This window comes from Burkholderia pseudomultivorans (assembly GCF_902499075.1).
GTDB classification, from domain to species: Bacteria; Pseudomonadota; Gammaproteobacteria; order Burkholderiales; family Burkholderiaceae; genus Burkholderia; species Burkholderia pseudomultivorans.
On the sequence record NZ_CABVPP010000056.1, the window covers coordinates 1 to 19,404 of the forward strand.

General features: G+C 69.3%; 22 protein-coding genes. 13 read left to right on the plus strand and 9 right to left on the minus strand.

Annotation, left to right across the window (positions count from 1 at the left end; translation table 11 throughout):
* Window positions 1–137: 137 nt before the first annotated feature.
* Both BST28156_RS27415 and BST28156_RS27420 read left to right on the plus strand, forming a co-directional pair.
* Window positions 138–1,457: an MFS transporter gene (locus tag BST28156_RS27415; RefSeq protein WP_174903854.1), complete on the plus strand. Its 1,320-nt coding sequence runs from the start codon at window positions 138–140 to the stop codon at window positions 1,455–1,457.
* Window positions 1,458–1,511: 54 nt separating this feature from the next.
* Complete coding sequence (locus BST28156_RS27420) at window positions 1,512–2,213, plus strand: DUF2848 domain-containing protein (protein ID WP_174903855.1); 702 nt, start codon at window positions 1,512–1,514, stop codon at window positions 2,211–2,213.
* Between the two features lie 26 nt (window positions 2,214–2,239).
* Here the strand turns inward: BST28156_RS27420 and BST28156_RS27425 are convergent, their stop codons facing one another.
* Window positions 2,240–3,220, minus strand: a complete 981-nt coding sequence (locus tag BST28156_RS27425) for an NAD-dependent epimerase/dehydratase family protein (protein WP_174903856.1) — start codon at window positions 3,218–3,220, stop codon at window positions 2,240–2,242.
* Window positions 3,221–3,318: 98 nt separating this feature from the next.
* Between BST28156_RS27425 and BST28156_RS27430 the strand changes: the two genes are divergently transcribed.
* Window positions 3,319–4,272: a LysR family transcriptional regulator gene (locus BST28156_RS27430; protein WP_174903857.1), complete on the plus strand. Its 954-nt coding sequence runs from the start codon at window positions 3,319–3,321 to the stop codon at window positions 4,270–4,272.
* Window positions 4,273–4,358: 86 nt separating this feature from the next.
* On the opposite strand, the gene BST28156_RS27435 is transcribed toward BST28156_RS27430, so the two are convergent.
* Complete coding sequence (locus tag BST28156_RS27435; RefSeq protein ID WP_174903858.1) at window positions 4,359–4,670, minus strand: DUF7660 family protein; 312 nt, start codon at window positions 4,668–4,670, stop codon at window positions 4,359–4,361.
* 48 nt (window positions 4,671–4,718) lie between these two features.
* Entirely contained in the window at window positions 4,719–5,591 is an 873-nt protein-coding gene (locus tag BST28156_RS27440; RefSeq protein WP_174903859.1) for a LysR family transcriptional regulator, read from the minus strand.
* Window positions 5,592–5,761: 170 nt separating this feature from the next.
* Here BST28156_RS27440 and BST28156_RS27445 point away from each other — a divergent pair, with 170 nt between their 5' ends.
* Window positions 5,762–7,222, plus strand: a complete 1,461-nt coding sequence (locus BST28156_RS27445; protein ID WP_174903860.1) for an MFS transporter — start codon at window positions 5,762–5,764, stop codon at window positions 7,220–7,222.
* Window positions 7,223–7,249: 27 nt separating this feature from the next.
* Here BST28156_RS27445 and BST28156_RS27450 read toward each other — a convergent pair whose 3' ends face one another.
* Window positions 7,250–7,447 (minus strand): oxidoreductase-like domain-containing protein, encoded by a 198-nt coding sequence (locus BST28156_RS27450; protein WP_081077125.1) that lies wholly within the window; start codon window positions 7,445–7,447, stop codon window positions 7,250–7,252.
* Between the two features lie 219 nt (window positions 7,448–7,666).
* Between BST28156_RS27450 and BST28156_RS35210 the strand changes: the two genes are divergently transcribed.
* Window positions 7,667–8,113, plus strand: coding sequence for a hypothetical protein (locus BST28156_RS35210; protein ID WP_374991857.1), 447 nt, complete (start codon window positions 7,667–7,669; stop codon window positions 8,111–8,113).
* Window positions 8,114–8,240: 127 nt separating this feature from the next.
* Window positions 8,241–8,543, plus strand: a complete 303-nt coding sequence (locus BST28156_RS27460) for an H-NS histone family protein (RefSeq protein ID WP_060241342.1) — start codon at window positions 8,241–8,243, stop codon at window positions 8,541–8,543.
* Between the two features lie 143 nt (window positions 8,544–8,686).
* On the opposite strand, the gene BST28156_RS27465 is transcribed toward BST28156_RS27460, so the two are convergent.
* The gene (locus tag BST28156_RS27465; RefSeq protein ID WP_174903861.1) at window positions 8,687–9,220 is read right to left on the minus strand and encodes a hypothetical protein; all 534 of its coding nucleotides are present in this window, start codon (window positions 9,218–9,220) and stop codon (window positions 8,687–8,689) included.
* A gap of 314 nt (window positions 9,221–9,534) precedes the next feature.
* Here BST28156_RS27465 and BST28156_RS27470 point away from each other — a divergent pair, with 314 nt between their 5' ends.
* Together BST28156_RS27470 and BST28156_RS27475 are read left to right on the plus strand one after the other, a co-directional pair.
* On the plus strand, window positions 9,535–10,608 hold the full coding sequence (locus tag BST28156_RS27470; RefSeq protein WP_174903862.1) for a sensor histidine kinase: 1,074 nt from the start codon (window positions 9,535–9,537) through the stop codon (window positions 10,606–10,608).
* A 1-nt stretch (window position 10,609) separates the two neighbouring features.
* Entirely contained in the window at window positions 10,610–11,344 is a 735-nt protein-coding gene (locus tag BST28156_RS27475; RefSeq protein WP_060241345.1) for a LytR/AlgR family response regulator transcription factor, read from the plus strand.
* Window positions 11,345–11,438: 94 nt separating this feature from the next.
* Here BST28156_RS27475 and BST28156_RS27480 read toward each other — a convergent pair whose 3' ends face one another.
* Window positions 11,439–12,152, minus strand: a complete 714-nt coding sequence (locus tag BST28156_RS27480) for an SDR family NAD(P)-dependent oxidoreductase (protein ID WP_060241426.1) — start codon at window positions 12,150–12,152, stop codon at window positions 11,439–11,441.
* A 363-nt stretch (window positions 12,153–12,515) separates the two neighbouring features.
* Between BST28156_RS27480 and BST28156_RS27485 the strand changes: the two genes are divergently transcribed.
* Window positions 12,516–13,193 carry a dihydrodipicolinate reductase C-terminal domain-containing protein gene (locus tag BST28156_RS27485; protein ID WP_174903863.1) on the plus strand — a complete coding sequence of 226 codons (678 nt, stop codon included), beginning with the start codon at window positions 12,516–12,518 and terminating at the stop codon, window positions 13,191–13,193.
* Between the two features lie 86 nt (window positions 13,194–13,279).
* Here BST28156_RS27485 and BST28156_RS27490 read toward each other — a convergent pair whose 3' ends face one another.
* On the minus strand, window positions 13,280–14,089 hold the full coding sequence (locus tag BST28156_RS27490; protein WP_174903864.1) for an SDR family oxidoreductase: 810 nt from the start codon (window positions 14,087–14,089) through the stop codon (window positions 13,280–13,282).
* A complete protein-coding gene (locus BST28156_RS27495; RefSeq protein ID WP_174903865.1) occupies window positions 14,086–14,919 on the minus strand; it encodes a MoaF C-terminal domain-containing protein in 834 nt (277 codons plus the stop codon). The genes BST28156_RS27490 and BST28156_RS27495 overlap by 4 nt, the downstream gene beginning before the upstream one ends.
* A 167-nt stretch (window positions 14,920–15,086) precedes the next feature.
* Between BST28156_RS27495 and BST28156_RS27500 the strand changes: the two genes are divergently transcribed.
* From BST28156_RS27500 to BST28156_RS27510, 3 genes are all read left to right on the plus strand, one after another.
* A complete protein-coding gene (locus tag BST28156_RS27500; protein ID WP_174903866.1) occupies window positions 15,087–15,881 on the plus strand; it encodes an AraC family transcriptional regulator in 795 nt (264 codons plus the stop codon).
* A gap of 55 nt (window positions 15,882–15,936) precedes the next feature.
* A complete protein-coding gene (locus BST28156_RS27505; RefSeq protein ID WP_174903867.1) occupies window positions 15,937–16,896 on the plus strand; it encodes a DMT family transporter in 960 nt (319 codons plus the stop codon).
* A 149-nt stretch (window positions 16,897–17,045) separates the two neighbouring features.
* Window positions 17,046–17,618 carry a permease gene (locus BST28156_RS27510; RefSeq protein ID WP_174903868.1) on the plus strand — a complete coding sequence of 191 codons (573 nt, stop codon included), beginning with the start codon at window positions 17,046–17,048 and terminating at the stop codon, window positions 17,616–17,618.
* Between the two features lie 90 nt (window positions 17,619–17,708).
* Here BST28156_RS27510 and BST28156_RS27515 read toward each other — a convergent pair whose 3' ends face one another.
* Window positions 17,709–17,843 carry an entericidin A/B family lipoprotein gene (locus tag BST28156_RS27515; protein WP_060241350.1) on the minus strand — a complete coding sequence of 45 codons (135 nt, stop codon included), beginning with the start codon at window positions 17,841–17,843 and terminating at the stop codon, window positions 17,709–17,711.
* A gap of 234 nt (window positions 17,844–18,077) precedes the next feature.
* Between BST28156_RS27515 and BST28156_RS27520 the strand changes: the two genes are divergently transcribed.
* Window positions 18,078–19,373 carry an aspartate carbamoyltransferase gene (locus BST28156_RS27520; protein WP_060241351.1) on the plus strand — a complete coding sequence of 432 codons (1,296 nt, stop codon included), beginning with the start codon at window positions 18,078–18,080 and terminating at the stop codon, window positions 19,371–19,373.
* The last annotated feature ends 31 nt before the right edge of the window (window positions 19,374–19,404 follow it).

Below are 19,404 nucleotides of genomic sequence, written 5' to 3' on the forward strand. Positions count from 1 at the left end.
CGCCGCGCCGCTGCCGGCAGTGCGCCGCGACCCCGAACCGCACCGCGCCGCCGCGCTGCCGGCCTGATCGCCGGCGCGGCGCCTGCCTGCCGCAGGCGCCGGCCCGTCGCCCCGTCCGTCCCGTCATCCATCACGACATGCCCGACACCATGAGCACTCTCGCCCAGCCCGCCGCCCACGCGCCCCGACGCGTCCGCAACAGCCGACTCGCGACCGCGAGCATGATCGGCACGTCGCTCGAGTGGTACGACTTCACGATCTACAACACGCTCGCCGCGCTCGTCTTCAACCACCTGTTCTTTCCTTCCGTCGATCCGCTGGCCGGCACGATCCTCGCGTTCTCGACCTATGCGGTCGGCTACGTGTCGCGCCCGCTCGGCGGCTTCGTGTTCGGCAATCTCGGCGACCGCATCGGCCGGCGCGCGGTGCTGATGCTCACGCTCGTGCTGATGGGCGTGACGACCGCGCTGATGGGCGCGCTGCCGACCTATGCGACGGCCGGCATCCTGAGCCCGATCCTGCTCGTCGCACTGCGCTTCGTGCAGGGCGTCGCGCTCGGCGGCGAATGGGCCGGCGCGGTGCTGCTGTCGGTCGAGCACGGCGACCAGAAGCGGCGCGGGCTGTCCGCGTCGTGGACACAGGTCGGTCCGTCGTTCGGCACGCTGCTCGGCACCGGCTGCATCGCGCTCGTCACCTTGTCGACCACGTCGGAAAGCTTCCTGTCGTGGGGCTGGCGCGTGCCGTTCGCGGCCAGCGCGCTGCTCGTCGTGTTCGGCTTCTGGCTGCGGCGCGGCGTCGACGAAACGCCGCAGTTCGAGCAGCTCGCCGAATCGCATGCGACCGCCGACGTGCCCGTCGCCGAGGTGCTGAAGTGCCACTGGCGGCGCCTGCTGATCGCGGGCGGCGCACGGATCGGCTCGGACGTGCTGTATGCGCTGATCGTCGTGTTCACGCTGACCTACGTGACGACCGTGCTGCACCTGTCGCGCCCGCTCGCGCTGACGGCGGTGATGGTCGGCACGGCCTGCAATGCGCTCGCGGTGCCGTTGTTCGGCGCGCTGTCGGATCGCTTCGGACGCCGCCCCGTGTACCTGGCCGGCGTGATCGCGGGCATCGTATGGGCATTCGCGTTCTTCATGCTGCTCGATTCCGCGCATCCGGGCGCGATCGTCGCAGCCGTCGCGATCGGCCTCGTGATCCATGCGGCGATGTACGGCCCGCAGGGCGCGTTCGTCACCGAGCAGTTCCCGACGCGCGTGCGCTACGCAGGCTCGTCGCTCGCCTATACGCTCGCCGGCATCGTCGGCGGCGGCTTCGCGCCGCTCGTGATCGCCACGCTGTTCCGGCAGACCGGTACGACCACGGCCGTGTCGCTCTATGTCACCGCGTCGCTCGTCGTGACCGCGATCGCGCTCGTCGTCGCGCGCGAAACCGCGCATCGGCCGCTGGCGGATTGACTGCCGCCGGCAGTCGATTGTTTCCTTCGTACTTCAAACGGATAAACGAAACGCATGCAATCCCTGTCGTTCAACATGATTCCCCTGCACGGTGCGCCGGCCGCCGTCGACGTCGAGATCGAGCGCGTCGTCATCGCCGGCTGGGCCGGACGCGACCCGCACGCGATCCGCGCGCATATCGACGAACTCGCGGCGCTCGGCGTCGCGCCGCCGTCGACCACGCCCTGCTTCTATCGCGTCGCGCCTGCGCTGCTCACGCAGGCGGCATCGATCGGCGTGCTCGGCGCGCGCTCGGGCGGCGAGATCGAATGCGTGCTGGTCGACAGCCCCGCCGGCACGCTCGTGACCGTCGGCTCCGATCACACCGATCGCGAAGTCGAAGCGTATGGCGTGGCCGTGTCGAAGCAGGTCTGTGCGAAGCCGCTCGGCCGCGACGCGTGGCGCTACGCGGACGTCGCCGCGCACTGGGATGCGATCGAGATGCGCGCGTGGCTGGTTTCGCGTGACGGCGGGCGCGTCGCGTACCAGCGCGGCGCGGTCAGCGGCCTGCTCGCACCCGAAGCGCTGTGGCAGCGCTTCGACGATCGCCGCGCACTGCCCGCGCGCTGCGCGATGTACGGCGGCACCGTCGCCGTGCATGGCGCGATCGCGGCAATGGCGGACGGCGACGCGTTCGAGATGGAACTGCACGATCCGGTGCTCGGGCGCAGCCTGCGGCACCGGTATGCGGTCGAGGTGTTGCCGGTCGTCGCGTAACGGGCAATCGCGGCGCGGCCCGTTGCTCACCGCAGACACCCGAGCCCCGCCAGCGTCGCCTCGACCGCCGTATCGAGCGGCGTCAACGGCTCGCGGCCGAGCACCGCGGTCACGCGCGCATTGTCCATCCGGATCGGCACGCGCCACAGATAGCGCATCTCGAGCAATTCGCGCAGCGTCGCCACGAACGGCGACGCTGCCCACACGAGCCACCACGGAAAATTCCGCAGCACCGGGCGCAACCCGTGCCGCTGCGCGACGCGGCACACGGCCTGCGCCAGCTGTGTGCCGTCCGCGTCCCAGTGCCCGCCGAGGTGGAAGCGCGCGAACGCCTCCAGCGTGTCGCGACGCTCGATCAGCGCGACCATCGCGCACGCGACGTCCGGCAGGTACGACCATTGATGACCGACGCCGCGCCGCCCCGGCAGGCTGATCGCCGAGACCGGCCGCCCCGGCTTCACGAGCCCCAGCGAAAACCAGTTGTTGCCGGCCCGAGGCCCGAAAAAATCGCCTGCGCGCACCACGATCGTACGCACGCCCTGCGCGCCCGCCGCCTGCAGCCGGCGCTCCAGCTCGACGCGAATCGCGCCCTTGCGGGTCCGAGGATGCTGCGGCGCATCCTCGTGCAGCACCGGAAACGCGTCGGCGCCGTAGTTGTAGATCGTCCCCGGCAGCACGACGGTCGCCTGCGCGGCCGTCGCCGCCGCGATCGTGTTGTCGATCATCGGCAGCACCAGCGTCGACCAGTTCCGGTATCTCGGCGGGTTCACCGCGTGCACGATCACGCTGCAGCCGCGCGCGGCCCGCACGACCGCGTCGCGGTCCAGCGCGTCGCCGCGCAGCCACACGATGCCGTCGCGCTCGACGGCATCAGCGTCCAGCCCGCGCTTCAGCGCACGCACCTGCCAGCCCGCGTCGCGCAGCTGCCGCGCGACCTCGCCACCAATCCCGCCGCTCGCGCCGAGCACCAGCGCCTGCCGTTTCGTTCCCGCTGCGTCCGTCATCATTGCCGCTCTCCTCGAATGAACCGTCGTGATACGCATTCTGGATCGCGGGCGGCTAACAAGGAATTGCCGAGCCTGGACGATCGGCTATACATTTATGCATGACCTCCGACCTGAACTGGGAACGCTACCGGACCTTCCTCGCCGTGTTGACGGAAGGCTCGCTGTCCAGCGCGGCGCGCGCACTCGGCATCACGCAGCCGACGGCCGGCCGCCATATCGCCGCGCTCGAAGCCGCATTCGGCCAGACGCTGTTCACGCGCTCGCCGTCGGGCTTGCTGCCGACCGAGGCGGCCGTCGCGCTGCGCGGCCATGCCGAGGCGCTGCGCAGCGCGGCGGCCGCGTTCGAGCGCGCGGCCGCGAGCCATGGCGCGGGCGTGCGCGGCGTGGTGCGCCTGTCGGCGAGCGACGTGATCGCCGTCGAAGTGCTGCCGCCGGTACTGACGCAGCTGCGCCGCGACCATCCGGGGCTCGTCGTCGAGCTGGTGCCGACCGACCGCATCCAGGACGTGCTCAACCGTGAGGCCGACATCGCGGTGCGCATGGCGCCGCCCGCGCAGGACGCACTCGTCGCGCGCCGCGTCGGCGGGATCGAAGTGGGCTTGTTCGCGCGCGACGATTACCTCGCGCGGCACGGCATGCCGGCGACGATCGACGCGCTCGCGCAACACGCGCTGATCGGCTTCGATACGGTCACGCCGTTCATCCGCGCAGCGACGCGCATGCTGCCGGCGTGGAAGCGCGACGCATTCGCGCTGCGCACCGACAGCAATCTCGCGCAACTCGCGATGATCCGCGCCGGCTACGGCATCGGCTTTTGCCAGACCGGGCTCGCGGCACGCGATGTGCGCCTCGTGCGCGTGTTGCCGGACGCGCTGGCGACGGTGCTGGAAACCTGGGTCGTCATGCACGAGGACCTGCGCACGAGCCCGCGCTGCCGCGTCGTGTTCGATGCGCTGGCGGACGGATTGCGCGCGTATATCGAGGGCGCGGCCGAACCGAACGCCCGCAGTGCGGCTATGCCCGCCGCACGCGCCGGCGACGAACCGGCTTAAGCCGTTCCAGCCGGTTGAGCCGTTCGTCGTCGCGCGACGGCTTGCGGCCGCGGCAAACGGCGCGCACGGGAATCCACCCGACGCCGCTACGCGTAGATTTTCCCGGCGAACAGGATGTCCGCCATGCGCCGCCACGGGTTGTCGGGCACATCGCAGAAACGCAGCCCTTCCTCGGAAGCCTCGGCCCAGTCGACCATCGCCTCCAGATATTCGCCGATCGAACGGTTTTCCCAGCCGAGCGCGGCGGGCAACGACAGCATGTCGGCCTCGAGCTGCCGCTCCCGGTTCCAGTCGTGGCCCAGCACGCGCAGGAAATGGATCAGCGAGCGCTCGTCGTCCACCTGCTCCAGCGCATCCCGCAGTCTGGCCGCCATCTGCCGTTTCAGTTCGTCATCCATCGGTTCCGCCCCTCCGCAGTATCCCGACGGGGCGCCGGCCCGCCCCGGTCACATCAGCAATTGCCGCGACAGCACCTCGCGCGCCTGCGCAACGGTTTCACGCTCGCCCGGCATCGGCGGCGTCAACGAAAACACCGCGTCGGGCAGCGCCGGCAGCCGATATTTCGCGCCGAGCCGCACCAGCCCGTCGCCGATCGCCGACGCGCACAGACAGCCGACGCCGAGCCCCGCCGCGAGCATCGACTGCAGCCCCGCGACGCCCGACGCGCTGTGCACGAGCACATACGGGATGCGCTGCTCATCGAGCGAGCGCACCGCGATCTGATGCATCATGCAGTCGTCCGGCAGCAGCACGAGCGGCAGCGGCTCCGGCAACGGCTCGGCCATCGCGGGCGACGTGACCCACGACAGCGGCTCGCGCCGCAGCACCCAGCGCGAGTCGCCCGACGCCGGCCGGAACGGCCCGCTCGACAGGTGCATCACGACGCCGAGATCGATCTGCCCCTTCGCATGCGCGGCCTCGATGTCAACGCTCTTCATCGCGCTGACGTGCAGGCTCAACTGCGGGTAGCACTCCCGCAGCCGCGCCAGCATGCCCGCCACTTCGTGCGTCCGGTAGTAGTCGGTGATCGCGACGCGCAGCTCGCCCTTGATCGCCTGCCCGCGCAGTTCGTCGAACGCCGCCTCGTTCAGCGCGACGATGCGCCGCGCGTGCTGCAGCAGCCGCGAGCCGGCCGGCGTCGGCTCGACGCCGCGCTTGCTGCGCACGAACAGCGGCACGCCCGCCCGCATTTCGAGCTTGCGCACCTGCTCGCTGACCGTCGACTGCGACAGGTGCAGCAGCGGCGCGGCCGCCGTCAGGCTGCCCGCCTCCGCGACCGCCGCGAAAGTCCGCAACTGATCCAGGTCGAAACCGCGCATCGTCGTTCTCCATCCATCGAATAACCCGATGGATGCTACCACCATTTCCCGCTTTTCCGAATCATGAGCGGTGCCCAGAATAGGGGTCCCACTGCATGGCCGGGACGGCCGCGGCATGTCCCGCGCCGCCGCGGCCCGCATGCCGCCCTCATTTCCTCGGAACTGCATCCATGACGGACAACCTCCTCGCCCCCCGCGCGCCGGCCTGCCCGGCGGCCCCGGCAGCGCCGCGCAGCCATCACGGCTGGGCGCTCGTCGTCCTGCTCGTCGGCGCGATTCTGCCGCCGCTCGACTACTTCATCGTGAATCTCGCGCTGCCGGCCATTCGCGACGGCATCGGCGCGCGCCCGGCCGAGCTTCAGCTCGTCGTGTCGGCATATGCGTGCGCCAACGCGGTCGTGCAGATCACCGGCGGCCGTCTCGGCGACCTGTACGGCCGCAAACGCATGTTCATGCTCGGGATGGCCGGCTTCGTCGTCGCGTCGACGCTGTGCGGGCTCGCCGGCAGCGGCGCGGTACTCGTCGGCGGCCGCGTGCTGCAGGGCCTGTTCGCCGCGATCCTCGCGCCGCAGGTGCTCGCGACGATCCGCAGCGTATTCAGCCCGCAGGAACAGGTGCGCGTGATGGGTTTCTACGGCTTCGTGTTCGGCCTCGCGGCGGTGATCGGCCAGCTCGGCGGCGGCGCGCTGATCGACCTGCATCCGTTCGGGCTTGGCTGGCGCGCGATCTTTCTCGTCAATCTGCCGATCGGCGTGCTGGCGCTGTTCGGCAGCTGGCGCTTCATCCCGGAAAGCCGGCCGCCGCGCGGCCAGCGCATCGACGTGCCGGGCACCGTGCTGCTGTCGCTGTTCCTGCTGATGCTCGTCTACCCGCTTACGCACGGGCGCGATGCGGGCTGGCCGCTGTGGATGGTCGCGTGCGCGGTCGGCGCGCTGCCGATGCTCGGCGCGCTGCTGACGGTCGAGGCGCGCCGGCTCGCCGGCGGCCGCGACCCGCTGCTCGACGTGCGCCTGTTTCGCAATCCGGTCGTCGCGACCGGGCTCGCGCTCGCGTTCCTGTTCTATATGCTGAGCGCGTTTTTCCTGAGCTACGGGATCTATCTGCAGGGCTGCCTGAACTGGTCGCCGCTCGCGTCGGGCATCGCGATCCTGCCGCTCGGGCTCGGCTTCCTGTCGAGCCCGCTGCTGATGCCGCGCCTCGTCGGCCGGTTCGGCGCGTACCGCGTGCTGACGCTCGGCTTCGCGATGCTCGCGGCCGGCGTCGCGAGCGCCGCCGTGCTCGCGGGCGAAAGCGCGCCGGGCGCCGGCTTCTACGCGGGGATTGCGGCGATCGGCATCGGACAGGGCCTCGTGCTGCCGTCGGTCGTGCGCATCGTGCTCGCCGAAGTCGATGCACCGCGCGCGGGCGTCGCGTCCGGGATGGTCACGGCCGCGCTGCAGATCGGCGCGGCCGTCGGCGCGGCGACACTCGGCGGACTGTTCTTCGCGCGGCTCGGCGCGCATCCGGCCGCGGTCGACTACGTACAGGGATTCAGGACGTCGATGTTTGCGCTGACGGCGATCCTGCTCGTGTGCGTCGCGCTGTCGGCCGCGCTCGGGCCGATGCATCGGCGCCTGCATGCGGCCGCGTAACGGGCCGCTCCATCGGCGGCCGGCAATTCATCCGTGCGGCTTGCGCTTCGCGTGCCGCGCCTCCCATTCGGCCAGCTCGACGCGATAGCGCGCGAGTGCTTCATCGTACAGATCGAAGACGCACGGCGAGCAGCCGCTGTTGCAGCAGTCTTCCAGTGCAGGTTCCGGGGGCGGGACAGGACGCGGATCGTCGGCCGACGATTCCGGGGAGACAGGCTTGGGCACGGCTCGAACCACATGACAGGGTGACGGGAAGCTCCCAGTATAAGGGGAGACCGCGATACATGCCGGCTGCGCACGCCGATCGATAAACGAATCGACCGACAGCGTCCGGGCGCCATTCGGTGCATTCTCGACGACGACGATCCAGGGCGATGGCCGGATCGTCCATCCGAAAGGCCGGCTTGCGCTCGATCGGGACGGACATGCGGTCGGCTCGGCGACATGCGCGCGACATTCTTCTCCGAACCCTATCCGGTCACGACGACCGTCCAGGTCGAATGCCTGTATCGCAGCGACCTGATGACCGAGATCGCCGCGATCGCGGAAATTCCGCGCGCGATTCCGGATGCCCTCGCCTTGCGCTTGAATCGCCAATGCGGCGACATTCCCCGTATTGGCCGGCGCGTTGATTCACGGATTGCGTGTTCGCAGCGCGGATTTCCTAAAGCGGGCGATGAATGGCGACGCGCGTCGCGAATTGGCGATGCCGAAGCGCCTTTTCCGCCGTTGCCGAAAAGCAGACCGGTACTTTGCCCTCCCGATCATCTGAATGAACCGGGAAATGCGTTAAATCCGTCCATTCCGGCCACCAATCGAGGCCCGCATCAGTGCTTTCCCGGTCAATCCCGAGAAGCAGGCCAAATGCATGCTGTTACGGCGCCGGCATGAGTCGCGCTTTCAACGTTTCCGTCTGACAATCAACCTACATAAAAAACCATTGATTCTGTACACCTCAATAGGTGGCATAATTTGTCCGTTGCGAATTTTCGCAACCGCAAACTATGGAGATGAATCTATGGCAACGAAAAACTACAAGGATCTGAAGGAACAACTCGCGAAGCTCGAGCAGGAAACGGAAGCGGCCCGCATTGCGGAAATGGAAGCGGTAATCGCGGAGATCCGCGCCAAAGTCGCCGAATACGGCATCACGCCGGAACAGATTTTCGGTCGCACGCGCGCCGGCAAAGGCAAGACGGCGTCGCCCGTTGCCGCCAAATACCAGAACCCGAAGACCGGCGAAACGTGGAGCGGACGCGGCCGCGCGCCGGCATGGATCAAGGATGTCAAGAACCGCGATCGCTTCCTGATCAAGCAATAGAGGCCGCGGGCTACGGGGTTGGACCGAACACGGGCATTGCCCCCGACGGTCGCGGCGCGACACGCGGAGATCCCGCCGGTACACGCCGGCACGGTGCCCGCGCAGCTATCGCGAAGCCTGCCTTTACCGGCGACCGCGTCGACTCAGCGCGCCCCGAGCGACGGCGAGTCTCCTTCGTCGAACGATCCGTCGGCGTAACGGAGACAGCGCGTGATCACGTTGATCGCGCGCCCGAGCGGCATGCCGACGAGCACGCCCCAGACCGAAAACGACAGCATCGCGAAGGCCCCGCTGGCCGCCCACGGCCACGACGCGGCAATTGCATAGTGCATGAGCGTCTCGGCGACGAAGGTCAGCAGCAGCATGACCAGCAGGCTCGCGTCGCCGGGCAGGCGCACGAGCATCCCTTCGGCGGCGTGGCGGAACTGCAGCCGCCAGCGGCGCGCATGGAGCCAGCCGGCCGCCGCACCGACCATAAGCGCAGCCAGCGCAGCCGCATACGCATCGTCTCCCGCCCGCGGGAACAGATGCCCAAGGCTCGCGATGCCGAGTCCGACGAACACGACCGGAAACACGATCGGACGCACGGGGCGCACTTCTCGCGGAAAGCAGCGTTTCAGCCCGACATAGACGAGCACACCGAACAGCAGATAAACGTAAATCGGCAGACGTTGCATGGGAGACCTGTCCGAGATCGCCGAAGCGGCGGAGATGGCAACGACTGTAACGGCCGAAAGCCGCCGGCGCCGTGCGTTGCGACGAACGGTCGAAATCCGTGAATGAACGGCATCGGCGGCCGATGAACGTCCATCGGGTGACGGCCGGTTCATGTCGGTTGCCGCATCGCAGCAGCTGTCCGGCGGCGCGGCTCGCCCGCGAGCGGCGTGCGCCTCGCCGCCGACGCCGACGCCGACGCCGACGCCGATCGACGATAGCGACGCGACCGCCGGTTGCGCTACCATCTCCGGCACATCCACGCTCGATCGCTGCCATGCAAAGCAGCTTCCGCCTTTTCCCGTCTCCGGCATCCGGTGCCGGCGCTGTCCGGCCACACCGGTCGCTGGCGGGCCTGCTGTTGTTCAATTCCTGTGTCGGGCTGCTGTTCTGGGCCATGCGCCGCGACGACGCGTTGCTGCCGTACCTGGTCGTCGCCAACGCGATCGGCTTCAGCGCGATGCTGCTCGGCGCCGCGCTCGACAAGCTCGCGCGCGGCAAACTGGCGCTGGCGCCGAAAATCCTGATCGTCGCGCCGGTCAGCGTATTGATCGGCTTCGAGATCGCGGCGTCCACCATCGGGCACGTGCCGCGCCTGACCGGACATGCCCGCGCGGAAACATGGCTCGCCTACGGCTCGTCGCTCGTGGTCGCCGGTGCGTGCTGTGCGTTCGTATCGGTGTTCCTGCAGGCTGCACGCATGCGTGCAGCGCTCGAAACGCAGCGGCGCGAGGCCGCCGAGGCGCGCCAGGCCGAAACGGCCGCACGGCTCGCGCTGCTGCAGGCGCAGATCGAGCCGCATTTCCTGTTCAATACGCTGGCGAACGTACAGAGCCTGATCGGGCGCGACCCGGCGCGCGCGACGACGATGCTCGACAGCCTGAACCGCTATCTGCGCGCGAGCCTGAGCCGCACGCGCGAAGCGTCGTCGACACTGGACGACGAACTGGAACTGGTCGCCGCGCTGCTGAAGATCGCGACGATCCGGCTCGGCGAAACGCGCCTGCGCTATACGATCGACGTACCGGCGTCGCTGCGGACCTTGCCGCTGGCGCCGCTGCTGCTGCAACCCCTCGTCGAGAATGCGCTGCTGCACGGCATCGAGCCGTCGATCGACGGCGGCGAGATCCGGATCCACGGCTCGCGCGACGGCGACCGGCTCGTGCTGAGCGTCAGCGACACCGGCGTGGGGCTCGGCCACGGCGGCCCGAAGCTGCACGGCGGCGTCGGGCTTGCGAACGTACGCGCGCGGCTGCTGAGCCTCCATGGCGAGCGCGCCCGCCTCTCGGTCGGCACGAATGCCGACGCGATGCGGGGCGTGACCGCAACCTTGCTGATTCCGCTTGCCTGACATGCCGACCGCACTGATCGCCGACGACGAACCGAACCTGTCCGCGGAACTGGCCGCGCGCCTGTCCACGCTGTGGCCCGACCTGGAAATCGTGGGGATGCCCGGCAACGGCGTCGACGCACTCGCCGCACTCAATGCGAAGCGCCCCGACTTCGCATTCCTCGATATCCGCATGCCCGGCATCGACGGCCTGAAGATCGCGGGCCTCGTACCGCACGTGCGCGTGGTGTTCGTGACGGCCTACGACGAGTACGCGGTCCGCGCGTTCGACGAGTCGGCGCTCGACTATCTGCTGAAACCCGTGACCGACGAGCGGCTGCTGCGCTGTATCGCAAGGCTGCAGCGCGGCGAGGCGGCACCGGCTCGTCCTGCCTTGCCGCCGCACGACACGCATGTGCGGCGGGACGTCGAGCCGATCCGCTGGCTGACCGTGGGCATCCGGGACAAGACGCGGCTCGTGCCGATCGACGACGTGCTGTACTTCCAGGCCGCCGACAAATACACGGAAGTCGTGACCGCGGACGAACGGCACGTGATTCGCACGCCGCTCAAGGAAATGCTGCAGCGGCTCGACAGCAGCCGCTTCGCGCAAGTGCATCGCGGCGTGATCGTCGCCTACGCGGCGATCGATCATATCGAACGCGACCTGCTGGGCCGCCAGCGCATCCACCTGCGCGGGCACCGCGACGTGCTGCCGGTCAGCCGCACGTGTGCCGCGCTGTTCAGGCAGATGTGATGCTCGGCGCTCGGCGCTCGGAATCGGGGCGCGGCGCCGAGCGTTCCGGCGCGAGCGCAACCGCCTCGCGGCCACTTGCCGCATCGCGCCCGCACTACGCGACGCGGCCGCTCACCGGAATCGACGCGCCGGTGATCGCCTGCGCATCGGCCGACAGCAGGAAGCCGATCGTCGCCGCGATCTGGGACGGCCGGACCCAGCGCGTGAAATCCGCGTCGGGCATGTCCGCGCGATTCGGCGGCGTGTCGATGATGCTCGGCAGGATCGCGTTGACCGTCACGCCGCGATCGAGCAATTCCGCCGCCAGCGCCTCGGTGAGCCGCGCGACGCCGGCCTTCGCGGCCGCATAGGCGCCCATGCCGGTCCCCGCCCTGAACGCCGCGCCCGCGCCGATATTGACGATGCGCCCGGCCGGGCTGTCCAGCAGATACGGCAGCGCGGCCTTCGACGCGTTCAGCGCCGTCTTCACGTTCAGTTCGTACATGCGGTCCCACGTGGCGGCATCGCCGTCGGCGATGGTCTGCCACGCGAACGCGCCCGCGATATTGAGCAGCGCATCGAGCCGGCCGAATTCGCGATGCACGGCATCGAGCGCCTGCACGGCGGCGTGCGGCTCGACGAGATCGATGCCGCCGATGCGCAGCGCATCGGCCGGCACGTCGGGCAGCGCATCCGCGTCCGGCGCCGCGCTCCGACCGATCAGCGCGACGCGGGCGCCGCGCGCGCCCAGCCACGCGGCCGTCGCGACGCCGAGATGGCCGAAGCCGCCGGTGATCGCGATGACCTTTCCGTTGATGTCGTTGCTCATCGAGAGGTACTCCTGGTTGAGGGCCGGCGGGCCCGCGGCGTCCATGCGCGCTGCGTGGCCGATCGGCCGGTTCAAGTCGGCGGCCGCGCACGAGGCGCGGCCGGTTTGCCGACAGCGTAGCGCCATTCACGCGTCCGTGCGCATCACCAAGAGGTTGCGGCGCTGCGGTTGCCACATCGTTTCGACGAATGCCGGCAGGCCGATGCGTTCCGCCCTCGCCATCCTCGTCTCGTCTCGCCGCGCCGGGCACGCAATCCGGCGTGCGGGCATAATGCGCGAGACCGCCCTGCTGCTCATCCGACGTATCGGGCCAACCCGGCGCCCGGCGCCTCCATCCGATTCGAAATCCCGAACCCTACTCCCATGCAAGTACTCGTCGTCGGAACCGGCAAACTGGCCAACGAACTGCTCGGCTCGCACCGGCTCGACCCCGCAACCTGCCGCGTGATGCGCTGGTCGGACAGCACGCGGCTCGACACGCGATCGATCGTCGTGCACGCCGGTTCCGGCCGCGAACTCGCCGCTGCGACCGCGTTCTGCCACGCCACCGCGTCGCCGCTCGTCGAGCTGTCCACCGGCTCCGACCTCGAAACCGGCACGCACGACTTCCCGGTCGTGGTCTGCCCGAACACGAACATCCTGATGCTCAAGTTCATGAGCATGCTGGAAACCAGCGGCACGCTGTTCCGCGACTGCCGGATCAGCGTGACCGAGTCGCATCAGGCCGGCAAGACGTCCGTTCCCGGCACCGCGGTCGGCATCGGTGCATCGCTCGGCGTGCGGCCGGAGGACATCCGCTCGGTGCGCGATCCCGACGTGCAGCGCAGCGAACTCGGCATCCCCGACGATCAGCTCGGCCGTCACGCGTATCACCGGATCCGCATCGAGGACGGCGCGTGCAGCCTGCAGTTCGAGTCCCGCGTGTATGGCGCATCGCCGTACGCGGAAGGCGTGTCGCGCATCGTCGAAGCCGTCCGGCAGCACGATCTCGACAACCGCCGCTACTCGATCGTCGAATTCATCCGCAACGGCTGGCTATAGCCGTCCGGCTGCGCTGCGTCGCCGACGACGGCCGAGCGACGAACCCGCCGCCGCCGTGTCGCCCACCCGCCGGCTCACCGCCGCCGCTACCGTTCGCCGAGCACCGCGCCGCTCTCCGGCAAGGTCGCACCGCCGTCGACGACGATCGTCTGGCCGGTGATGTAGCCCGCATCGGCCGACGCGAGAAACAACATCGCGTTCGCGATGTCCTCGGGCTCGCCCATGCGCGCGAGCGGGATGTCGCGCGCGATCTGCTCAGCCACCGACGCATCGCCGAGATTGCCGGCCGCCGGCGTGCGGATCATGCCGGGCTCGACACCGTTGACCGTCACGTTGCGACGCGCGAGCTCGAGTGCGGCCGCGCGAATGAAACCGTTCACGCCGGCCTTCGACGCCGCGTAATGCGCGAGCCCCGGATAGGCGACACGCGGCCCCGTCACCGACGACGTGACGAGCAGCCGCCCGGCGCCCGCGCGCTCGAATGCCGGCAGCGCCGCTTGCGCGAGCCAGAACAACGCGGACAGATTGACCGACAGCGTCCGCTCGAGGGTCGGCTCGTCGATCCGCGCAAACGGCGTAAGCGGGAAATAGGCGGCGTTGTGCACGACGACGTCGAGCCGGCCGGCGTCGCGCTCGACCGCCGCGACGAGCGCGCACAGCTCGTCGCGACTGGCGGCGTCGACGCGATACGCGCGCGCGTCGCCGCCCGCGCGGGCGAGCGCATCCGCCTGCGCGGCGGCGGCTTCGTCGTTCAGGTCGGCGAGCGCGACGCACGCGTCGGATTCCGCGAAACGTCGCGCGATCGCCGCGCCGATGCCCTGCGCCGCCCCCGTGACCAGCACGACGCGCCCGCTGAAATCCGCCCGCAGGCGGCCGCTGCCGGGCACCGCACTCATCGCTGCGCCTCGCCGCCGAGCGGATGCACGGTTTCGTTCAGCACCTGCGCATGCGCGCCGATCGGGAAGTTCGACAGCGTGCCGAAATCGCCGCCCTGATAGCCGAAGATCTTGCCGTCGGTCTTGCGCTGCGCAAGATCGATCAGCACGACACCGAGCGTCGGCACGATCTTCTCGCGCCACACGAACAGATACAGCGCGTCGGCAATCCGGAAGTAATGGCAGCGGTCCACGTCGGCCAGCCCGGCTTCGACGCCCTGCAGGCACTGCCATGCGTAGAAGTTCTCGTTCAGGTAGATGTGCTCGTAGCATTCGGTCGGGCTGTAGCGGTACATCGTCCGCTTGCCGATCAGCTCGCGCGTGCTCGCATGCAGCGCGCCCGGCTGCGGATGGCCGCCGAGCGTGCCGTGCCGGAACTCGGCATCGACGCCCGTCAGCGGCAGGCCGCGGGCTACGCGCGTGAACGCGTCGATATGCGTGTCGGCCTCGGTCGGCAGCGTGCCGACGACCGATGTCCACACGCCGTTGTCGAGATCGATCACGAGGCTGACCGACGTCGCGCGCGCCGTCGAGTCGAGATGGTCGACGAACACGAGCCCGTCGCGCAGCCGCGTCACGCGGCACGGCTCGCGACCGCTGGCGCCGCCGGCTGCGTCGCGCCACTGCAGCACGCCCGGCTCGAACGTATAGATGCGCCACGTGCCCGACGCGTCGTCGAGCTGCAGCGTGCGCGCCGCGAGCGCGTCGAAGGGCGCGAGGATGTTCGCGTCGGGCGCGAAGCCGTCCGCCAGCGCGCCCACCTGGATGAATACCGGATCCTGTCGTTCCACCTGCCGTCTCCCGTGCAGCCTCAGGCCCGGCGGGCCGTCTACGCTGCTCGGAAACATGGTGCGGGTTGCGCGCGCCGCGCGGTATCCGCCAAATGGATGAAGCGCGCGCGGCGCCGAAACGCGCTAAAGTGCGTCGCATCCGCGCCCGCCCGGCGCGAGGAGCGCACATGCATCGTGTCACCCATTACCGACGGACCGGCGACGGCATCGAGGCGATCAGCCTCGATTCCGACCGCGCGTTTCCGCGTCACGCGCACGACGAATTCGGGGTCGGCGTGATCGTCAGCGGCGCGCACCGGTCGTGGAGCGGCCGCGGGCAGGTCGACGCGCTGGCCGGCGACACGATCATGGTGAACCCCGGCGAGATGCACGACGGCATGCCGATCGGCACGGACGCGGCCCGGCGCTGGCGGATGCTGTACCTGGCGCCCGCGCTGGTCGCGGACGTCGCGGCGGAGGAAGGGTTCGGCGGCGTCGAACTCGCGCATCCGGCGGTGCGCGATGCGCGGCTCGCCGCCGCAGTCGGACGGCTGCATGCACGCATCGTCGAGGGTGGCGATCTGCCGCTCGCGCGCGACGAAGCGCTGGTGATGCTCGTCGCCGCACTGCTCGCGCGGCATGCGAACCGCGCGTTGTCGGCGGCCGGCGTCGCGCCCGCGATCCGCCTCGCACGCGAACGGCTGGACGCAGCGCCTGCCGCGCCGGTGTCGCTGGCCGAGCTGGCCGGTCTCGGCGGCGTCAGCCGCTTCCAGTTGCTGCGCGGCTTCGCGCGCGAACTCGGCATCACGCCGCACGCGTACCTGATTCAGTCGCGCACGCGGCTGGCCCGCGCGCTGCTCGCGAACGGCCGGCCGATCGCCGATGCCGCGGCCGAGGCCGGCTTTGCGGACCAAAGCCACCTGACCCGCGCGTTCGTGAGGCAGTTCGGGATCACGCCGGGGCGGTTCGCGCAGGCCGTCTGACGCGCTGCAATTTCATTCAAGACGCCCACGCTCGCCGCAAGCGACGATGCGGCGCATGAAGACACGACTGATCGGCTATCTCTATCTCGCCGCCGCGATGGCGGGCGTCGGCAGCACCGTCGTCGCGAGCCGCGTCGCGGCCGGCGGCCTGCCGCCGTTCGCGGCCGCCGCGCTGCGCTTCCTGATCGCGACACCGCTGCTGTTCGCGCTGATGCGCGCGCAACGGATGCAGTGGCCGCGCCTGGACGCGCGCGATGCGCTGCTGCTCGTCGTCCAGGCGGCGGCCGGTGGCGTCGGCTACACGGTGCTGCTGATCTGCGGCACGAAGCTGGCGTCGCCGGTCGACGCCGGCGTGATGCTCGGCACGCTGCCCGCGATGTCGACCCTGATCGCGGCCGTCGTGCTGCGCGAGCGGCAGACGCCGCGCGACTGGGTCGCCGCCGCGCTCGCGACGGCCGGCGTGCTGTTCGTCACGTTCGCGCCCGGCCGCACGATGCCGTCGATCCGCACGCTCGCCGGCGACGCGCTGGTACTCGCGGCTGTCGCGTGCGAAGCGATATTCATCCTGCTCAACCGCCGGCTGCGCGCACCGTTGCCGCCGCTCGCGCTGTCGACGGCGATGTCGGGCCTCGGCTTTGCCCTCGCGCTCGTGCCGGCCGCGTTCGAATGGCAGGCCGCCGCGGCCGGCTGGACGATCGGCGCCGTTTCCGCGATCGCGTACTACGCGCTGGTGCCGACCGTGCTCGGCTACGTGTGCTGGTATGCGGGCTCCGCGCGAACGAGCGGCACCGAGGCCGCGCTGTTCACGGCCGTCGCGCCGGTCTCGGCCGTCCTGTTCGCCATCGCGCTGTTCGACGACACGCTGAACGGCACGCGCATCGCCGGCATCGCGCTCGTCGTCGCGGGCGTGCTGGTCGGTGCGACGCAGCGGCGCCAGCCGACGGCGCAAGCAGTCGATGCGCAGCCGGCCGGCTCCGCGCAAACCGCGCGAACCGTGCAAGCCGCCACCGACTGATCCCGGCTCGGCGACGCGCCGCCGCCCCGTCGGCGACAACTTGTAGGAATGTGTCGGAGCATTGCAAAACCATTGCGTCGCGTCACGCAAGATGCAATATTCGCGTGGCCGGGCCTTTTGACAACCATCGAACAATAATTCGCCACGCAATGAACAAGAAGGAAGCCAAAACAAGAATCGCGGTGCTGCTCTCCGCGGGAACGAGGAAAGCCGACGTGCTGGCCGAACTGTCCGGACAGGGGGTGAAGGACCGCGTGATCGCCGGCCTGATCGCGTCGCGCCCCGATCCCGAACGCTGCCGGCGCAACAAGGTGCACACCTGGATCCTGATCGCGATCGGCATCGCTCAGTTGATCATCAGCCTGCTGCTCGGGATCGTCCTGTTCGAAGCCTACGGTCAGCTCGGCTCGGCCGGCAGCCTTGCCAAGGGGCTCGCGCTGCTGTTCCTCGCGTTGACCGTGCCGCTGTCGCTGCTGTTCATCTGGGGCTTCGCGACCCATCGCGTCGGCGTCTATCACGCGTTCATCGTGCTGTCGCTGCTGCAGTTGCCGAAAACGCTGTCCGACCTCCCGCACGAACCGGCGACCGCACTGCCGAGCCTGGCGATCACGCTCGCACTGGTCGCGTACGTCTGGTTCGTCCGCAACCGCATGTTTCCTGACTACGGCTGGTTGACGCCGCGCAAGGTCGATGGCCATTACGCGTTCGTCGAACACGCGTAAGACCGCTCGCACGCCACGCTGCACAGAAAAAACGCCGTGCCGTTCCGCCATCGCGGAACGGCACGGCGCTTTCGCATGCGGGCGCCGGAGTTACTTGGCTTTTTCAGCCGTATCGCTGATCGCCTGACCGCCCTTCGAAATGTCCTGCCCAACGCCGGCCACCGTGTTGCAACCGGCAAGCGCGGCAGTCAGCACCAGCAGCATTGCTGCAATCGTACGCGTCATTCTCATTCTCCTTCGATTCAACGGACCCGATCGGGCGAATTATGTGCGGCGTGGCGCCCTGCGACGTGCAGGACACGGGGCCTGACCAGATTATACGGAGACAGCCGCCGCGCGCCAGTGCGAAGCGGTCGAGTGTCACGCGGGCCACACAGTCCGGCTGCGCAGATTTTTCTTGACTTCAGCGCACCGCGAACTAATATACGCACCGCGTATATTTTTCGTCAGGTGCCGCCGATGACCGTTCCCCAGCAAGCCTTCCTCCGCGACGCAATGCGCCGCCTCAACATGACGCGCGAAGCGTTTGCCAGCCGGATCGGCGTCAGCCGCCGTGCGCTGGATACGTGGCTGCTGCCCGACGATTCGCAGGAGTCGCGCGGGATGCCCGAGATCGTCGAGCGCTTCGTTTCGGAGATCGTCGAACGCTCGGCGCCGGAAGGCAGTGACTATACGCAACGCGTAGATAACCAGGGGCTCGCGAAGCAGTTCCTGTTCGAAGGCAAGCCGCAGTTGATCTCGGTCGATCAGTTCTCGCGCGAGTCGGTCGAGGCGCTGTTCCGGGTCGCCGACGTGATGCAGCCGATCGCGCGCCGCCACAAGATTTCGCGCGTGCTGGAAGGCGCGGTGCTCGGCAACCTGTTCTTCGAGGCGAGCACGCGCACGCGCGTGTCGTTCGGCGCGGCGTTCTGCCGGCTCGGCGGGTCGGTCTGCGATACGACCGGCTTCACGTTCTCGTCGATGGCCAAGGGCGAATCGATCTACGACACGAGCCGCGTGATGGCCGGCTACGTCGATGCACTGGTGATCCGCCATCCGGAAAAAGGCTCGGTCGCCGAGTTCGCGCGCGCGACCAACCTGCCCGTGATCAACGGCGGCGACGGCCCCGGCGAACATCCGAGCCAGGCGCTGCTCGATCTCTACACGATCCAGCGCGAGTTCTCGCGGCTCGGCAAGATCGTCGACGGCGCACACATCGCACTCGTCGGCGACCTCAAGTACGGCCGCACCGTGCATTCGCTCGTCAAGCTGCTCGCGCTGTACCGCGGGCTCAAGTTCACGCTGGTGTCGCCGCCGACGCTCGAGATGCCGGCCTACATCATCGACCAGATCGCGACCAACGGGCACGTGATCGAGCAGACCAACGACCTCGCCGCCGGGCTGCGCGGCGCGGACGTCGTCTACGCGACGCGAATCCAGAAGGAGCGCTTCACCGACGAGTCGTTCGAAGGCTATACGCCCGACTTCCAGATCAACCAGGCGCTCGTCGACACGGTCTGCAAGCCGGACACGCTGATCATGCACCCGCTGCCGCGCGACAGCCGCCCCGGCGCGAACGACCTGTCGGTCGACCTGAACCGCGACCCGCGCCTCGCGATCTTCCGCCAGACCGACAACGGCATCCCGGTGCGGATGGCGATCTTCGCGGTGCTGCTCGGCGTCGAAAACCTCGTGCAGCATTCGATGCGCGACGCGACGTGGCGACCGCCGGCATACCTCGGGCCGGAGGATGCGGTGTTTCACGGAATCGACTGATATCCGGCGTATCGCCCGGCCGGGACGTGAT